The following is a 15,998-nucleotide window of genomic DNA, read 5'->3' on the forward strand; positions in this document are numbered from 1 at the left end:
TCGCGCGCTGCGCGGGGTGTTCCCCGACACCGCCGAGCAGCGCTGCTGGTCTACAAGGAGATTGGTCGGTCACTCCTTCATCAGGACTGGAGGACCGGCTGATCACTGGCGGCCGACGCGTCATCGGGGACGGTGCGTGCGGGATTGCGGCGACTGCCGAGTGTGACGAGCAGCGAAGCCGCTGTCAGCGCCACACCGAACCAGAAGACACTTCGGACACCTGAATGGTCGGCGAACAGCCCACCGAAGAGTGCTCCGAGCGCGATCGAGGTGTTGTATCCCAAGGTGTTGAGTGACATAGCGGCTTCAAAGGTGTCGGGCGCAGCGGCGAGCGTCATGTTGATCTGGCACAGGTTCATGGCGCCGAAGGAAATTCCCCAGAGGGCCACCGAGATAATCAGACCGGCCTGTCCGTGACCGATCGTGAGCAGCAACAGCAAGGACGCTACGAGTCCCGTGCACGCGACGATGAAGCTAGCCCTCAAATTCTTGGTGGCGGTATATCCGGCGATAAAGTTTCCGGCAGCCCCTCCTGCGCCATAAATAATCAGCAATCCGGTGATGTAGGCGGGCGTCGCGGACGAATGGTTCTCCAAGAAGGGGCGTATGAAAGTGTACGCCCCGAAATGGCCGAGTACATATAATACGACGGTAAACATCACCACACGTAGTCGCACGTTCTCGAGTGGCAGCTTGAAGACTTCCCGGACCGAAACCGCATTATCCGATGGTAGTGATGGAATTATGGCAGCGACCGCGAACAATACCAGCGCGCTGAGGCCACTCCAGATGAGAAATGTGGTTCGCCAGCTGGTGAGGCTTTCCAGGAATGTTCCCAGCGGCATGCCCACTACAGTGGCGATGGAGATGCCCGACAGTGCGACCGCGGCCGCTCTGCTGGCGTGGCGTCCCGGAACAAGGCGCATCGCCATGCCAACGCCGATGGCCCAGAAGACCCCGTTGGCAAACCCCATGATCAGCCGCGCTGTCAAGACCAGCGGATAGTTCGGCGAGATAGCGGTGATCAGGTTTCCCAGAGCCAATATCGCCAGCAGCGCGGACAGCAGCATACGGCGGTTCACCCGCCTGGTCCATGCCACGATAAAAGGTACGCCCAGCCCGGCTGAGATGCCGTACAAAGTAACCATCAGTCCGGCAACTCCCACCGATATGCTCAGGCTCGAGCTTACCGGAGTAAGTAGGCCGACGGGCATCAGCTCAGTAGTGACGAAGACGAATAAGCTGGCTGTTATTGCGGAAACGCCCAGCCATGATCTCAGGGCCGAGTATGGATGTTCATCTTGTGTGGCCAATTTCTTCTCTCTGATGTTTCAGGTTGCAGACTTGCAGATAAACGGACCAGCTGAACTTTTGCAGTTCCGGTCATATTGATCGAGTAGTCATCGGCGCCCCCTTTCGCTGTCCGCGATTGCTTCGGTCCGGACATCGCGGGGTTGTCGCTGTCGGGGGGTCGTCGTGCGGAGCCCTCGTGGGGTGGCCGGTAGGGCTTGCGCGAGTAGCACGGCACTGATGACCGCCAGCAGAATCAGGCCCGCAGAAGTGCCCGCACGGCGGCGGCCGGCAATGGGCGGTCCGGCGGCAACCACTCCGGTCGTTACCGGGCAGGTGCTTCCCCGGATCGTAGGTGCCGGCGCCGTCACGCCCACGGTAAGGAGTTGCGGGCCGCTCTTCATGCCAGAGGGGACGGTGCGGGCCCGCCCGGCGGCAGTAGCTCGCCGTTCGGCGAAGAGGTAGTTCCTCATGCGGCAGGCGCGAGCGCGGTGATCGCCGAATCGAACAGCCGGGCCGACGTGACGGAAGAAGGTCTCGACGCCAAGTTAGTTTCCATGGAAGATAAACTATCTTCCATGGAAGGTATAGTCAACGAATGGCTATGGACCGCAATTCGCCCGAACCCGACGCCGTCGATCACATCGTCGGCCAGTGGCGCCGCGAGCGGCCTGACCTCGATCCGAGCCCGATGCATGTGATCGGCCGAATCTCCCGCCTGCACTTGGCGTTAGACGAGCAGCTCTGTCGAGTCTTCGGTGACTACGACCTGGGCCGGGGCGAGTTCGACGTGCTCGCCACCCTGCGGCGCTCCGGCCGCCCGTTCGAGCTGAGCGCCGGTGAGCTGTGCGAGTCGATGATGGTGACCTCAGGGGCGGTCACCAAGCGAGTCGACCGACTGGAGCGCGCCGGACTGGTCAGCAGGCGCGCGGCCGAAGACGACGCGCGCGGTCGACTGATCCAGCTGACCGACCGGGGCCGTGCGGTCATCGACGAGGTCGTCGAGCAACACGTCCACAACGAGGCGCGGTTGATCTCCGGCCTCACTGCCGATGAGCGGCTGGCTCTGACCGACCTGCTGCGCAAGTTGAGCCAGACGCTGGCTGAGGCGATTGTGTAGCGAAATGGTTGTCTTACTGTTCACCGGTGGCGTCAATTCGGTGAACCGTACTGTCGAACGGGATTGGGGTCACCGTGTTGGTTGGTCGTGAGGTCGAGCGTGGCCTGATTACGGCGTTCGTCCTCGGAGCAGCCGGCGACGAGTCGGTGTTGGTCGTTCGCGGTGAGCCAGGAGTGGGAAAGACCGCCGTGCTGGATATGGCTGCCGATGTCGCGGCGTCCCACGGCATTCGGGTGTTGCGGGCGGCGGCGCTCGAGTACGAAGCCGATCTGAAGTTCGGTGCGCTCAATCAGCTTCTGCACCCGCTGCTGAACGGAATCGGCGAGCTCAGTGCCGCACATCGGCAGGCGTTGACTGTGCTCATGGGGTTGGAACCGGGGGCGATGCCATCGCAGCTGATCGCGGGCGCGGCGACGCTGGCACTACTGAGAGCGGCTGCGGGACAAGGTGCTGCGCTGCTGATGATCGTCGACGATGTGCAGTGGCTGGACCTGTCCAGCACGATGGCGTTGAGTTACGCGGCCCGGCGCTGGACAGGGATCGACATCCGGATGGTCGTCGCGGTGCGCGCGGAATCCGACGACGGCTTCACCCGCAGCGGTTTTCGTGTCCATGACCTGGCGCCGCTGGACGACAGCAACGCCGACGCGCTGCTGCGCGCCGCGTATCCCGCGCTGACCGCGACTGTGCGTCGACGCCTACGCGCCGACGCGCACGGCAATCCGCTGGCGCTGCTCGAGTTGCCCATTGCGTTCGAGAAGGGCGGCCCCCCGGCCGATCTGCCCACACTCTTGCCGCTGACCGACCGGTTGCAGAGATTGTTCGCCGATCGGCTCGCGGGGCTGCCGGAGGGAACGCGGCGGATGCTGTTGTTCGTCATTCTCGCCGGTGCCGAAAACAGCATGACCTTGGAGGACTGTGCACCCATACCGGAGGGGTCGGCCGATCTACCGCCTGCCGAGCGCGCGGGGGTTGTCCGCGCGAACCCTCGCACAGGCAGGTTGGAGTTCCGTCATCCGCTGATTCGCTCGGCGGTCATCGAGCAGTCGACGAGCGAGGAACGCCGTCAGGTCCATCGTGTACTCGCCGAGGCCTTCGTCAGGGACCCACAACGGAGGGCCTGGCATCTCGGGCAAGCGGCGGTCGGTCCCGACGAAGAGATCGCCGCGTCGCTGGAAGCGTTGTCGCAGCAGATGATTCGTCATGGCGACAGCAGGCGCGCTACGGCGGCGATGCTGCGAGCCGCTGAGCTGAGCACCTCGGACTCCGATCGCGCCCGGCGCACAGCGCGCGCGGCCTATCTGGGGACACTGATCACCGGCGACCTCGCCGACACATCCCGCCTGCTGCTGGAAGCCAACCGCACCGAGGTCCGCGAAACACCGTCATTGGAAGCGGCAGTCGCCGCGGCCTCCCAACTGCTCAACGATGAAGGTGACGCCACCACCGCAGGCAGGTTGCTACTCGCGACTATTCGAGTTCACGATCGTGATATCGGTTCCGGCGAGGACACCATGGTCGAGGCCTTGCACACGTTGCTGTATGTCGGCTTCTTCAGCGGACGACCGGAACTCTGGGACGACATCAGCGGGGTTCTCGAGCGCGCCGCGCCACAGCCGACGGATACGCTGTCGTTGCTACACAACATCTTCGTCAACCCGGTCGGAGCCACGCAGAAAGCTCTGCGACAGCTCGGTGGCGCACTGGACGGGCTGCGCTTCTCCTCCGATCCACTGCGAATCATCCGCGTCGCGACTGCGGCCGCCTATGTCGATCGCATCGGCGTCGCCCGCGAATCCTTGTGGCGAGTGATCGCTGACGGTCGCCGTGGCGGTGCGATCGCCAAGGCAATCGAAGCGCTGTTCTTGATCGCACAGGTCGATTTCTTCGAAGGTGACTGGGACGAACTGATCGAGGTCAGCGATGAGGGGCTGCAGTTGTGTGCCGAGCTCGGCTACACATTGCTCGCGGGACCCGGCCGATTCCTGCGCGCACTCGTCGATGCGGCTCGTGGCCATTCCGAAGCCGCCGACCTTGCCGCAGAGGAACTGCTGCTGTGGGCCGCGCCACGGCACCTCGTGACCTACGCCGCCTACTCATCCCATATTCGATGCCTTTCCGCGCTCGGGCGCTCAGGTTTCGACGAGGCGTACCGGCATGCGGCGTCGGTCAACGCACCGGGGGGTTTTCCGCGCTACACACCACACGCGGTGTGGCTGGTGCTCGACCTCGCCGAGGCAGCGGCCCGCAGCGGGAGGGTCGTCGAGGCGCGAGCCCACGCTGAGGCCGCTGTCACGGCCGGTGTGCCCGGGCTTTCCTCCCGGCTCCGGATGCTGACCAATGCCGCGCTCGCGGTCACCGATCCACACGACTGGCGCAGACTATTCGACGACGCGCTGGCCACTCCCGACGGCGAGCGATGGGTGTTCGACCGTGCCCGAATAGAACTGCTGTACGGGGAACGGCTGCGTCGAGAGCGCGAAGCAGCCGCAGCCCGAGCCCATTTGACCGCTGCGGCGCAGGCATTCGAACGACTGGAAGCGATTCCATGGTTGGAACGGACCCGGTCGGAACTGCGAGCAGCCGGCGAGTCCGCGCCCGCCGAGATCCGTGGCTCTGTGCTGACGCCACAGGAGCAGGCGGTCGCCGAACTGGCGGCCTCGGGACTGACCAACAAGGAGATCGCCGAGCGTCTGTTCCTCTCGGCGCGGACGGTCTCCACTCACCTGCACCGCGTGTTCCCGAAACTCGGCATCACCACCCGCAGTGCACTGCGTGACGCGATGAGCAGACGTCCCGGCTGACCTACGTCAAATGACGGATTCACCATCCCTGCCGTGAACCTAGATTCGGTTGTGCCGAACAGCATTTCACTGCAGAGGAGACCCGGAATGAGTGCGAAGAACAAGACGGTCGTCCTGGTTCACGGTGGTTTCGTGGACGGGTCCGGATGGCGGGCGGTCTATGACGAACTCACTCGTGACGGAACCAGCGTGCGCGTCGTGCAGAACCCGACCAAGTCGCTCGCCGACGACGCCGCGACAACACGACAGATCCTCGACGACATCGATGGCGAGGTGGTCCTCGTCGGACATTCCTACGGCGGAGCGGTCATCACCGAAGCAGGTACCCACGACAAGGTCGCCGCCCTCGTGTACATCACCGCTTTCGCTCCCGATAAGGGCGAGTCGGTGAACACACTCATCGCCGGCTTCCCCCAAGACGGGCCGCAGCCTCCGATCCTGGCACCTCAGCAGGGATACCTGTTCCTGGACAGGACGAAGTTCCACGAATCGTTTGCCGGGGATCTCTCGCCGCAGGAAGCGGCGTTCCTGGCCGATTCCCAAGTTCCGTGGGGCTTGGACGCGCTCGGCGGGACCGTGAGTGAGGCCGCCTGGCGGCTGAAGCCCAGCTGGTACCTGCGAGTCACCGAGGACAAGATGATCCCGCCCGCGGCGCAAGCATCGATGGCCGAACGGATCGGTGCGACCGTCATCGAGACCCCGGGAAGCCACGCAGTCTATGTCTCCCGCCCCGACGTGGTCGCGAACATCATCCGAACCGCAGCCGGCGCGGCCTAGCCTCGAACAGATCGGCGGCCACCGGCCGGGTCCCCGTCCGTTCGCGGCCGAGCGGCGAATGGACGGGGATGGCTCGCCATCAGCTCATGGTTGACGTTTAGCTCATGTCGCTGGTCGCGCTGTTCGTTCGGCATCCCGCGGTGTGCGGCGCACGGCTTGAACCAGTGGCCGTACCCTCTCACACCAGGGCGGCACGGCCTTGCGCGTACGCGATGAGGTTCTCTGCGTACGCCGCGTCCCGCTCCGCGAGGCACGCCCGGAATCGGATGCAGACATCGTCGAGTTGTGGTCCTGGTCCGCGGTCGGCGAGCAGGACGATGATTGCCTCCCAGGTCTCGATTTGCGGGGTCGGGTCGGCCAATAGTTCGTCGAGGTATCGGTCCGGTTCCAGCAGCCGCAGCGCTCGGCGCGCGTAGGCGTGCAGGCGCCGAGGCAGATCGGCGCGGATGGTGTCGATGTCTGCCTGCAGCGTGTGCCGGGCCGGTTGTGTCGGGTCGACCCGCAGAGACCACAACTCGGTGAGGTCATGGGGCAGGCCGTGGCCGTCGATCAGGCCGGGGCCGGTCGCCTGCTCGAGCGGCGTGAGCGGGAGACCCAGTTGTGCATTGCGCCAGTTATGGAATTCCCACCAGGCGGTCGGTGTAGCGCTCAGGCTCAGTCCGAATCTGAGCACCTGCTGCCCTCCGGTCCAGGTGCGCAGTGTCCGGGTGCGACCGACCGACGCCACACCACCCGGCATGACTCGCACCCACATTGCCTCCGAGCCGTGAAAGCCATATGGCTGCAGCAGCTTCCCTGCCTCGCGCATCAGTCGGCGCAGCGCCGAGTCCGGTCCGACCATGCCAGCAGACTAGCGGCACGCACCGACACGAACGGATCCGCAAGCATCCCACCATGTTTCGGCCCAATGCAGAGTGCGCCCGGCCGCTTCCGAGTGCATATCACGTTGCACTCCAGTGAGCGCCTCGCCTCGGTCCGTGCGGAAGAGGCGTCGCTGTTGCCCCGTCAGTCGAAGGTCGAGCTTCTCCAGGCTCTCAGGGGCGCTCGACGAGGACAGACTCTTGGACGCTCAACCGGCGCGGTTCGCACCGGTGCCGGTTCGCCGAGATATCAGGATGTGCCGAAACGGCGTATGCCCTGGAGATGACGGGTGTCACCGAGGCTGGCGACTTGGCGGTTGTGGAAATAGTCATCCTCGTAGAGTTCCGTGATGCTTCCGGAAGCGGCGTGGAATCGAGCGTAGGCGAGTGATTCGATCGGCAACTTTGTCCACGCCGCCACGACGAATGTGATTGCGCCGCCGTGGGTCACGATGATCTGGTGTTCGCAATCGCTCTGCAGGATCGTGTCCATTGCTGCGTAGATGCGCTGCCCGAATGTAGCGAAGGTCTCGGATCCCGGTATGCCTTCATCGTGTCGCATCCGCTCCCCGACAGCAGGCGGGGGTACGAACCGTTGCTTCAGCCATTCCTGTGACTTGCCTTCGGCGTTGCCGTAGGACTTCTCGCGAAGTCTGCGATCGAGGACTGGCTGCACGTGTAGCAGATCGCCGATAGCGTTGGCGGCCTGCCAGGCACGTTGTAGATCCGACGAAAACAACTCCGCATCGGCATGCTCGGGGATCTTGGCCCGCAGCGCCTCGGCGATAGAATCCGCGGCGTTCGAACCCGCCGGCGTGAGCTGCGAGTCGTACCATCCACCCACCAGTCCGTCGACGTGGTGTGTCGACTCCGGGTGCGCGACAACATAAATGGTTCGCATCGCTACCACACCTCCCCTTCTCGCGTCGGCGAATCATGCACTAGATGCTTGCATCCGCGCAAGCGTGCAGTTCAGTGCGCATCGGCGGGGGCCGGGACAGTCGGCCTGGTCGATTAGGTGTCCAGGACCGGTCGGTGGCGTGGAAGTGCTCGATCGGACGGAGGTCGACCGTGGTGGGAACGCCGGTCTGGGTGGCGCCGGACGGCGACCGGATCGTGGTGTGGACCAATCCGGACACGGGGAAGGTCAAGCGCATCCGCCGCAATCCCCCGATGTCACGGTCCAGGTGTGCGACAACCGAGGTCGTACCGGCGGTGGCGAGGTCCTCGCCGGCACTGCTGAGATCCTGGATGCCGATGGCACGGAGCGGGTGCGCGGCCTCGCCGCGAACAAGTACGGCATTGTCGGCAAGCTCGCCATCCGCGGGCACAAGCTACTGAGGGGCGCGGACCGGTCGGTCGGCATTGCCATTACGCCTCGCGACACCTCCGAACAATAGGGCCGCCGGTATGCAGTGGTCAGGCGGATTCGGCCAGGCCGGTGGAGCGCCAGGCGTCGGCGAGATCTTCCAGCGGAATGTTCAGGACGGCGGCGACGGACACGATCGTGCCGAAAGCGGGGGTGGGGAGGCGGCCGGTTTCGATCTTGCGGAGGGTTTCCGGCGAGATGCCGGCAGCGGCAGCGGTTTCGGTGAGGTCGCGGTCCGCGCGAGCGGCGCGCAGCCGGGTGCCGAGGCGGCGACCGGCCTCGACCTGTGCGGGCGTCAGTGGGAGGCGAACCATGGGACCAGCGTATGGGCGGTATTTAAATACCGCAAGTGACTGGTATTTAAATACCGCACCGGCTAGGGTGGTATTAAAATACCGAATGGAGCAGGTTGATGGTGGAGTTGAAGAGCCGGGAAGAGATCGCGCGGATGCGGGTCGCGGGGGAGTTCGTCGCGGAGATTCTGGCCGAGCTGCGGCAGCGGGCGCAGCTCGGGGTGAATCTGCTGGACCTGGAAGCTATTGTGCGCGAACGTATTCGGCAGCGAGGCGCGGAGTCGTGCTACTGGGATTACGCGCCGTCGTTCGGGCGGGGCCCGTTCCGCAACACCGTCTGTTTATCGGTCAATGACGCTGTGCTGCACGGTCTTCCGTTCGACTACGCGCTGCGCGATGGTGATGTGCTGAGTATGGATCTGGCGATCGGCGTCGACGGTTGGGTGGCGGATTCGGCGGTCAGTGTAATCGTCGGCAGGGCCGCGCCGGAGGCCGTTCAACTGGTGCGGGCCACGGAGGAGGCCTTGGCCGCGGCAATCGCAGTGGCGTTGCCCGGCAATCGGATCGGAGATATCTCTGCCGCGATCGCCGATGTGGCGGATGGCTACGGATATCCGGTGAATACCGAATTCGGCGGGCACGGCCTCGGGCGCACTATGCACGAAGACCCGCACGTACCGAACGCCGGGCGCGCCGGGCGCGGATACCGGCTTCGGCCGGGGCTGACGATCGCCATCGAGCCGTGGTTCGCGGCCACGACCGACCAGATCTACACCGACCCCGACGGTTGGACGATTCGGTCGGCCGATGGATCGCGCACCGCGCATTCCGAGCACACTGTGGCGATCACCGCCGATGGACCGGAGATCCTGACCCTGGCCCGATGACAGCGCTGCGCAGATCAGCTTTCGTCGGATAGCCAGTCGGCCAGATCGGTGGCCGCGCGGACTTCTTTCGCTACCGACGTGCGCTCGGCCGCGGAAAGCTTCATGGCCCTCAGTTCGGCGCGCCACTGTTCACCACGGTCGGATTCATTCGTGGCAACGGACAATTCGATCAGCGCGGACAGGGCTCGGGCCTTGTCTGCGCGGGGGGCTTCGCCGCCGAATCGTCCGAGTCCGACCTCGAGTACGCGGATGGCGACCTCGTCGTCGTTCTTGAAATCGCGCAGGATTCGCGCGTTGTCCACAACCTTTGCCAGGCCTTCGAGTTCACGCGAGCCGCCGTACTCGACCTCCATCGGTTCGTCGCGCTGGATGTAGATCACCGAGTTGCCCACCGGATCGACCATCGTGAATCTGCTCTGGCCGGGCCGGAATCGGGTGATGCGCGGGCAGCCCTTCGCGGGGACCTTGCCATAGCGGGTGCGCAGCGCCTCGGTGAAGGCGCGGTGCCTGGCGGCGACATCATCGATCATGACCAGGCAGCCGACCTGTTCGGTGGGGAGTTCCGCGCCTGGGGGTGCGGAGGCGAAATGCAGGGCGCAGCCGTTGGCCTCGACGGCGCCGTAGTTGTAGGGGCGGGTCTGCTCGTAGGTGACGGTGTATCCGAGGGTTCGATAGAAGTCCAGGGTGTCGTTCAGGTCGCCGCTCCAGAGCACTGGAACCGCCGTGTCGCCCATGTCTGCCTCCGCACTGCAGTAATCAAATTTGACTACCCGAGGTTAGGGTGCAGTTCCGGCAGAAGTCAAGTTTGAGTAGCATGGCTGTTCCGTGCTGAAAGGAGCTCGTCCATGTCGGCCGTGCGGCTGCTCGTCCTCGGTGTGATGCGGTTGCGTCAACCCACCTACGGCTATGCGGTGCGCCGCGAATTGTTGTCCTGGCGGGCGGAAACGTGGACGAACGTCAAACCGGGCTCGATCTACCACGCGCTCAGGCAACTGACCCAGGAAGGCAAACTCAGCGCCTTCGGGACCGAGGGCAGCGATCAAGGCCCCGGCCGCACCCTGTTCGAAGTGACCGAAGCGGGCGAGGCGGAGTTCCGCGCGCTGATGGACGAGGCGCTGGTGAGCATCGACATGGAAGAACTCGGCGCCGCCATCGCGTTCATGGACGCGCTGCCGCGCGCGCACGTCATCGAGAAGCTGCGCGAACAGCGCCGCCGCAGCGAAGCCGTCCGCAACGACCTGCTCGCCATGATCCCGTCGTTCCCCGGCCGCTACGAACCGCCACACGCCACCGACCTGCTCGAATTGTGGAGCGGAGTGTTCGGCCACCTGGCGGGCTGGACCGGCGGCCTGCTCGAACGGTTGGAAGCGGGCGAATACCAGATGCCCGACCGACCGAATACGCTGCCCTCATGACGAACACGCTCGGGGCCGTCGGCAAGGCGGATTATGTTCTACTGACCACGTTCCGGAAAGACGGCACACCCGTCGGCACCGCTGTGTGGGCGGCGGCTGACGCAGGCAAGCTGTATGTGTGGACGGTGACCGACAGCTGGAAGGTGAAGCGGCTGCGCCGCAACCCAGCCGTCACGGTGCAGCCGTGCAGCGCCTCGGGCAAGCCGCACGGCGAGGTGATCGAGGGCACCGGACGCGTGCTCGATGCGGAGGGCACCGAGCGGGTCCGCAAGCTGCTCAAGAAGAAGTACTGGCTGCTCGGCCCGCTGGTCATTCTCGGAAGCACCCTGCGCCGCGGCAAAGCGGCCACCATCGGCATCGAAATCACGCCCGTCGCCTGACCATCCCCTGGGCACGGTGGGATGATCAGCTGCCGACCGCTCCCTGCGTCGGTCAGGTCGCCTGACTGACCGAAGACATGTGGAAGTCGGGGATCCGCAACGGTGGCATTGCCGTTCGGGTGAACCAGTCCTTCCATTCGCGGGGGAGCGTGGTCTCGGTCACACCCGCTTCGCTGACGCGGCGCAGCAGATCGATGGGGCTCTCGTTGAAGCGGAAGTTATTGACAGCGGCGGTGACTTCCCCGTTCTCGACGAGGTAGACGCCGTCACGAGTGAGTCCGGTCAGCAGCAGTGTGGCCGGGTCGACCTCGCGGATGTACCAGAGCGTGGTGAGCAGCAGACCGCGTTCGGTGCGGGCGATCATATCGTCGAGATCGGCGCCGGAGCCGCCGGTGAGCAGCAGGTTCTCGGCGGGCAGCGTGGTGGGCGCATCGAATTCGGCGGCGGTGGCGCGTGGATAGACAAGAGATTCGATGACGCCGTCGCGCAACCAGTCGACCCGCTGCGCGGGCATGCCGTTGTCGAAGACCGAGAGCGCCTCCGAGGAAGCGGATGTCGCGACGAACGGACGGTATTCGAGTCCACCGGCCGTCGGGTCGGAGTACAGGGTCAGCGGAATGTCGGTGAGCCGCTCGCCGATTCGGGTGCCGCCCGCGCGGGCGAAGGCGGTGTGGCCCTCTCGCGCGCCGCGGCCCTCCATTTCCCAGGCCATGTAGATCATCAGGTCGGCGACCGCCGAGGGCGGCAGCAGCGTTTCGTAGCGGCCGGCGGGCAGCTCGACGCGACGCTTGGACCAATCGAGGCGCCGCGCGAGCTCGGTGAGCAGGCGGGGAATGTCGACATCGGTGAAGTCCGCGGTGCCGACGCCAACCCAGGCGCTGGCCAGGTCGGTGCCTGCGCCGCGTTTTCCATTGATTTCCACCGAACCGGTGGGCTGCACGAACCGGCGTCGGATACCGGTTGAGGTGCCCAGCCAGGTGGTGTGGATCTGGTGGTGGGCGAAGCCGTAGAGGCGATCGGCTCCGTCGAAACCCTTGGACAGGTCGCGGGCGAGGTCGGTGAAAACCTCGATGCCGGTGCTGCCCGGCGCCACCGCCCAGTCGGCGGCGTCGTCGATGTCGGGAGTGAGCAGCGGCATCGCGTCTTTGGCGGGTTCTGCGGTGCGGGCGGCTGCCTCGCTGGCACGCACCATCGCCTCGATGTCGTTCGGGTCGACGCTGGTCGAGCTGATGCTGCCGACCCGCGCGGAGTTAGGTCCGTCGCGGAAGACCGAGATCACCGCCCAGTCGCGGGAAATCGAGGAACCGTTGGTGGTCATCGAATTGCCGGCCCACCGCAGTGAAGCCTCGTTGGCGTCGGTGACGATCACTATTGCCTCGTCCGCGCGCGAGAGAGCGAGCGCCTGCTCGACGACCGCGCCCGCGGGCATCAGGCCGGTACCGATCGCGTTCACTGGCCCGCCTCCGTCCGGGTGTTGAGAATGTTGATGCCGCGCACCAGAATCGACGGGCAGCCATGACTGACTGCGGCGACCTGGCCCGGCTGGGCCTTGCCGCAGTTGAACGCACCGCCGAGCCGCCAGGTGGACGGTCCGCCCACCGCCTCCATCGAGCCCCAGAAGTCGGTGGTTGTCGCCTGGTAGGCGGCGTCGCGGAGCTGGCCGTCGAGCTTGCCGTCCCGGATGCGGAAGAACCGCTGGCCGGTGAACTGGAAGTTGTAGCGCTGCATATCGATCGACCACGACTTGTCGCCGACGATGTAGATGCCGTTCTCGACGCGCGAAATGAGTTCTTCGGTCGTGGTGTCGCGGGTGGGATCCGGTTGTAGCGAGACGTTGGCCATGCGCTGGATCGGAACGTGGTGCGGGGAGTCGGCGTAGGAGCAGCCGTTCGAGCGGTCCAGCCCGAGACGCGGAGCGAACACGCGGTCGAGTTGATAGCCGACGAGGACGCCGTCACGCACCAGATCCCAGCGCTGCCCGGCAACGCCTTCGTCGTCGTAACCGACGGTAGCAAGACCGTGCTCCTGGGTTCGGTCGCCCGTGACATGCATGATCGGGGTGCCGTACCGCAGGGTGCCGAGCTTGTCCGGCGTCGCGAACGAGGTGCCTGCGTAGGCGGATTCGTAGCCGATGGCGCGGTCGTATTCGGTGGCGTGGCCGATGGACTCGTGGATGGTCAGCCACAGGTTGGTCGGGTCGATGACCAGATCGGTGGGGCCTGCCTGCACGGTCGGGGCTTTCACCTTCTCGGCCAGCCACCCGGGGATCTGTGCGAGCTCGCCGCCCCAGTCCCACGTGTCGTCGGCGCCGGTGAGGTACTCCCAGCCGCGTCCCGCGGGGGGCGCGAGGGTGCGCATCGTTTCGAAGACTCCCGCCCCGGAATCGACGGTGATCGCTTCGAATTGCGGATACAGCCGTACCCGCTGCTGGGTGATGGTCGAGCCCACGGTGTCGGCGTAGAAGGTCTGTTCCTTGACCTGCAGCACCGAGGCTGTGACATGGTCGACGCCGTCGGCGGCGGCCAGGCGGCCCGAATAGTCCTGCAGCAGCGTGACCTTGTCGGTGGTCGGCACGGCGAAAGGGTCGAGGTCGTAGGACGACACCCATCGCGCATTGTCGTAGCGGGGTTCCGCGGCGAGCTCGACGCGCTCACGGTTCAGCGCGCGCAGCGTCGTTGCCACTGTCACCGCGCGGCGGGCCACCTCGGCCGCGGCCGGTGCGGTGAGCGCGGCGTGCGAGGCGAAGCCCCACGTGCCGTCGACCACCACGCGTACCGCGAAACCGAGATCGGTCGCATTCGTGATCGCCTCCACCCGGCCGTCACGCAGGCGGATCGACTGGGTGACCAGCCTGTGCACCCGCAGATCCGCGTGCTCGGCCCCCGCCGCCTTCGCCGCGGACAACGCGGCATCGGCGAGCGCGGTCAGCGGAAGCGAAAGGAACTCGGCGTCCACATCCTTGGAAGTCACGATGCTCACCCGGACCAACTTAGTCGCTCTGCTCGGTGCGGTGGCGCAGCACAGCGCATACACGCCGCGCGCGTATGCCCACAGCGCAATGTTGCATGAACTGTAAAGCGGCACACGGTGCTTGCGTGGTGCCCGGTATCACGACCGCCCAAAACGCTTGAATGGGCGAATTTTCGGCCGCGCCCTGGCGCACCGCGACGCGAGGATCGGAGGTTCGCCACTATCGGAAGGACAGGCTGCAGGACGCTGCGCCGGTCGTCGCAAATCGGGACGGATCGCGCTTCGACCATCGCAAAGGGGTAACGGCACGCGCGAAAACGGTGCCTACCGGACCCAAGTCGCCAAATGCCGTACTGTGCCCGCGTGCCGCCATCCGCCCTCCGCGATCGCAAACGAGAACGTACCCGCCGCGCCCTCCTCGCGGCAGCCGTCGAACTATTCGAGAATAGAGGTTACGAGGAAACGACGGTGGCCGACATCGCCGCCGCGGCGGAGGTCGGCACCCGCACGTTCTTCAATTACTTCGCGAGCAAAGAAGAACTGCTGTTCCCCGAGCAGGACGAGCGCGTGCGCGCGGCGGTGGTCGCGATTGCCAGCCGTCGCCCCGGCGAACGTCCGGTGGAGGTGCTGCTGCGTGCGCTGCGCGCGGCGGGCGACAATCCCGGCGAACATCTCGTCGACGATCTGAGCGCGCGGATCGCCGCATTGCGCGCACAGGTCTCGCGGATCGTGCCCGCGGTGAGCGGGCGTGCGGCGCACGCGCAGTTGGTCGCCCAGCGAGAGATCGCCAGGCAACTGCACCACGCGTTTCCCTCGGAACTGGACGAGGTCGGCGCCGCGGCGCTGGTCGGTGCGGTTGTCGGTGCTGTCTCTGGTGCGCTCACCGTGCTGTTCCAGAGTCCGCACGCCGGTGCGGAGGACGGCGAGCGACTGCACCAGCACATCCACGAAACGACCTCGCGGGTGCTGCAACCCTGGCTGGCCTCGAACTCCACCATGCACGCCCATCCGGTCGGCTGAGCACTGCGCTTCCCGCGTCAGCCGAATTGCTGCCAGCCCAACCGAACCACCATCACGATCACCACCACGAGCAGCACGATCCGCACGAACTCCGCGCCCTTGCGCAAGGCCATGCGTGAGCCGGCGATCGCGCCCGCCACATTGCACACGGCCATGGCCGCGCCGAGCCCGAACATGATGTGACCGGTCACGCCGAAGAAGATCAGCGCGCCGACGTTCGACCCGCAGTTGATCACCTTCGCCATCGCCGCAGCGCGCACGAACTCGGTGCCGAGCAGCGTCGCGAAGGTGATGATCAGAAACGTGCCGGTGCCCGGTCCGAGCAGGCCGTCGTAGAAACCGACAAGCCCGGCGGCGAGCGCGACCACCAAGATGAATTTGCGCCGTGTCGGCGGATGTGTCGCGATCGTGACACCGATCGCGGGGCGCACGGTGACGAAGACCGCGACCCCGACCAGCACCACCATCACGATCGGAATGAACAGGTCGCGGTCAATGAGGGAGACCGCGGCAGCACCGGCCGCCGCGGTCACCGCGGCGATGCCCGCGGCGGGCAGCAGCACCCGCCAGCGCATCGGAACCTTCCGCGCGAAGGTCGCCACCGAGGCTCCCGTGCCGGCGACGGCCGCGAATTTGTTTGTGCCGAGCGCGGTTTGCGGCGTGATCCCCGGCGCGACCAAGAACAAGGTCGGCAAGATGATCAATCCGCCGCCGCCGACCACCGCGTCGACCCAACCCGCGGCGGTCGCGGCGACCAGTAGGGCCGCCCAGTCTGCAAATTCCACGCGGTCAGGAAACCAGACGATCGTGGGC

The 15,998-nt window shown here is 65.7% G+C and carries 16 protein-coding genes; 8 read left to right on the forward strand and 8 right to left on the reverse strand.

The window, feature by feature from the left end; all coding sequences use genetic code 11:
- Positions 1-80 precede the first annotated feature (80 nt).
- Positions 81-1,313 carry an MFS transporter gene (locus ACFU4Z_RS17030; protein WP_379063863.1) on the reverse strand — a complete coding sequence of 411 codons (1,233 nt, stop codon included), beginning with the start codon at positions 1,311-1,313 and terminating at the stop codon, positions 81-83.
- A 575-nt stretch (positions 1,314-1,888) separates the two neighbouring features.
- Between ACFU4Z_RS17030 and ACFU4Z_RS17035 the strand changes: the two genes are divergently transcribed.
- From ACFU4Z_RS17035 to ACFU4Z_RS17045, 3 genes are all read left to right on the forward strand, one after another.
- Positions 1,889-2,410, forward strand: a complete 522-nt coding sequence (locus tag ACFU4Z_RS17035; protein ID WP_379063865.1) for a MarR family winged helix-turn-helix transcriptional regulator — start codon at positions 1,889-1,891, stop codon at positions 2,408-2,410.
- Between the two features lie 74 nt (positions 2,411-2,484).
- On the forward strand, positions 2,485-5,214 hold the full coding sequence (locus tag ACFU4Z_RS17040; protein WP_379063867.1) for a LuxR C-terminal-related transcriptional regulator: 2,730 nt from the start codon (positions 2,485-2,487) through the stop codon (positions 5,212-5,214).
- An 87-nt stretch (positions 5,215-5,301) separates the two neighbouring features.
- The gene (locus tag ACFU4Z_RS17045) at positions 5,302-5,991 is read left to right on the forward strand and encodes an alpha/beta fold hydrolase (RefSeq protein ID WP_378674295.1); all 690 of its coding nucleotides are present in this window, start codon (positions 5,302-5,304) and stop codon (positions 5,989-5,991) included.
- Positions 5,992-6,169: 178 nt separating this feature from the next.
- Here ACFU4Z_RS17045 and ACFU4Z_RS17050 read toward each other — a convergent pair whose 3' ends face one another.
- The gene (locus tag ACFU4Z_RS17050; protein ID WP_379063870.1) at positions 6,170-6,832 is read right to left on the reverse strand and encodes a hypothetical protein; all 663 of its coding nucleotides are present in this window, start codon (positions 6,830-6,832) and stop codon (positions 6,170-6,172) included.
- Positions 6,833-7,101: 269 nt separating this feature from the next.
- Positions 7,102-7,752: a histidine phosphatase family protein gene (locus tag ACFU4Z_RS17055; RefSeq protein ID WP_379063872.1), complete on the reverse strand. Its 651-nt coding sequence runs from the start codon at positions 7,750-7,752 to the stop codon at positions 7,102-7,104.
- A gap of 220 nt (positions 7,753-7,972) precedes the next feature.
- Between ACFU4Z_RS17055 and ACFU4Z_RS17060 the strand changes: the two genes are divergently transcribed.
- Positions 7,973-8,251 carry a hypothetical protein gene (locus tag ACFU4Z_RS17060; protein WP_379063874.1) on the forward strand — a complete coding sequence of 93 codons (279 nt, stop codon included), beginning with the start codon at positions 7,973-7,975 and terminating at the stop codon, positions 8,249-8,251.
- 19 nt (positions 8,252-8,270) lie between these two features.
- Here ACFU4Z_RS17060 and ACFU4Z_RS17065 read toward each other — a convergent pair whose 3' ends face one another.
- Positions 8,271-8,534, reverse strand: coding sequence for a helix-turn-helix transcriptional regulator (locus tag ACFU4Z_RS17065; RefSeq protein WP_379063876.1), 264 nt, complete (start codon positions 8,532-8,534; stop codon positions 8,271-8,273).
- A 98-nt stretch (positions 8,535-8,632) separates the two neighbouring features.
- Here ACFU4Z_RS17065 and map point away from each other — a divergent pair, with 98 nt between their 5' ends.
- Complete coding sequence (map, locus tag ACFU4Z_RS17070) at positions 8,633-9,400, forward strand: type I methionyl aminopeptidase (protein ID WP_379063878.1); 768 nt, start codon at positions 8,633-8,635, stop codon at positions 9,398-9,400.
- A 14-nt stretch (positions 9,401-9,414) separates the two neighbouring features.
- On the opposite strand, the gene ACFU4Z_RS17075 is transcribed toward map, so the two are convergent.
- Entirely contained in the window at positions 9,415-10,134 is a 720-nt protein-coding gene (locus ACFU4Z_RS17075) for a glyoxalase (protein WP_379063880.1), read from the reverse strand.
- A 111-nt stretch (positions 10,135-10,245) separates the two neighbouring features.
- Here ACFU4Z_RS17075 and ACFU4Z_RS17080 point away from each other — a divergent pair, with 111 nt between their 5' ends.
- Positions 10,246-10,815, forward strand: coding sequence for a PadR family transcriptional regulator (locus tag ACFU4Z_RS17080; protein WP_379063882.1), 570 nt, complete (start codon positions 10,246-10,248; stop codon positions 10,813-10,815).
- Positions 10,812-11,195, forward strand: coding sequence for a PPOX class F420-dependent oxidoreductase (locus ACFU4Z_RS17085; RefSeq protein WP_379063884.1), 384 nt, complete (start codon positions 10,812-10,814; stop codon positions 11,193-11,195). Before ACFU4Z_RS17080 ends, ACFU4Z_RS17085 begins: the two co-directional genes overlap by 4 nt.
- A gap of 52 nt (positions 11,196-11,247) precedes the next feature.
- On the opposite strand, the gene ACFU4Z_RS17090 is transcribed toward ACFU4Z_RS17085, so the two are convergent.
- A complete protein-coding gene (locus ACFU4Z_RS17090) occupies positions 11,248-12,624 on the reverse strand; it encodes a metallopeptidase TldD-related protein (protein ID WP_379064301.1) in 1,377 nt (458 codons plus the stop codon).
- Between the two features lie 20 nt (positions 12,625-12,644).
- The gene (locus ACFU4Z_RS17095) at positions 12,645-14,174 is read right to left on the reverse strand and encodes a TldD/PmbA family protein (RefSeq protein ID WP_379063886.1); all 1,530 of its coding nucleotides are present in this window, start codon (positions 14,172-14,174) and stop codon (positions 12,645-12,647) included.
- Positions 14,175-14,633: 459 nt separating this feature from the next.
- Here ACFU4Z_RS17095 and ACFU4Z_RS17100 point away from each other — a divergent pair, with 459 nt between their 5' ends.
- Positions 14,634-15,185, forward strand: coding sequence for a TetR/AcrR family transcriptional regulator (locus tag ACFU4Z_RS17100; protein ID WP_379063888.1), 552 nt, complete (start codon positions 14,634-14,636; stop codon positions 15,183-15,185).
- A 17-nt stretch (positions 15,186-15,202) separates the two neighbouring features.
- Here ACFU4Z_RS17100 and ACFU4Z_RS17105 read toward each other — a convergent pair whose 3' ends face one another.
- The gene (locus ACFU4Z_RS17105) at positions 15,203-15,970 is read right to left on the reverse strand and encodes a sulfite exporter TauE/SafE family protein (RefSeq protein WP_379063890.1); all 768 of its coding nucleotides are present in this window, start codon (positions 15,968-15,970) and stop codon (positions 15,203-15,205) included.
- Positions 15,971-15,998: the final 28 nt, after the last annotated feature.

It is taken from the genome of Nocardia sp. NPDC057440, assembly GCF_042802915.1.
GTDB lineage: Bacteria > Actinomycetota > Actinomycetes > Mycobacteriales > Mycobacteriaceae > Nocardia.

Excerpts from the sequence above, each read along its gene's own strand:
- ACFU4Z_RS17035 (WP_379063865.1), top strand. The coding sequence starts at position 1,889 with ATGGCTATGGACCGCAATTCGCCCGAACCCGACGCCGTCGATCACATC.
- ACFU4Z_RS17045 (WP_378674295.1), top strand. The coding sequence starts at position 5,302 with ATGAGTGCGAAGAACAAGACGGTCGTCCTGGTTCACGGTGGTTTCGTG.
- ACFU4Z_RS17050 (WP_379063870.1), bottom strand. The coding sequence starts at position 6,832 with ATGGTCGGACCGGACTCGGCGCTGCGCCGACTGATGCGCGAGGCAGGG.
- ACFU4Z_RS17055 (WP_379063872.1), bottom strand. The coding sequence starts at position 7,752 with ATGCGAACCATTTATGTTGTCGCGCACCCGGAGTCGACACACCACGTC.
- ACFU4Z_RS17065 (WP_379063876.1), bottom strand. The coding sequence starts at position 8,534 with ATGGTTCGCCTCCCACTGACGCCCGCACAGGTCGAGGCCGGTCGCCGC.
- map (WP_379063878.1), top strand. The coding sequence starts at position 8,633 with ATGGTGGAGTTGAAGAGCCGGGAAGAGATCGCGCGGATGCGGGTCGCG.
- ACFU4Z_RS17075 (WP_379063880.1), bottom strand. The coding sequence starts at position 10,134 with ATGGGCGACACGGCGGTTCCAGTGCTCTGGAGCGGCGACCTGAACGAC.
- ACFU4Z_RS17080 (WP_379063882.1), top strand. The coding sequence starts at position 10,246 with ATGTCGGCCGTGCGGCTGCTCGTCCTCGGTGTGATGCGGTTGCGTCAA.
- ACFU4Z_RS17085 (WP_379063884.1), top strand. The coding sequence starts at position 10,812 with ATGACGAACACGCTCGGGGCCGTCGGCAAGGCGGATTATGTTCTACTG.
- ACFU4Z_RS17090 (WP_379064301.1), bottom strand. The coding sequence starts at position 12,624 with ATGCCCGCGGGCGCGGTCGTCGAGCAGGCGCTCGCTCTCTCGCGCGCG.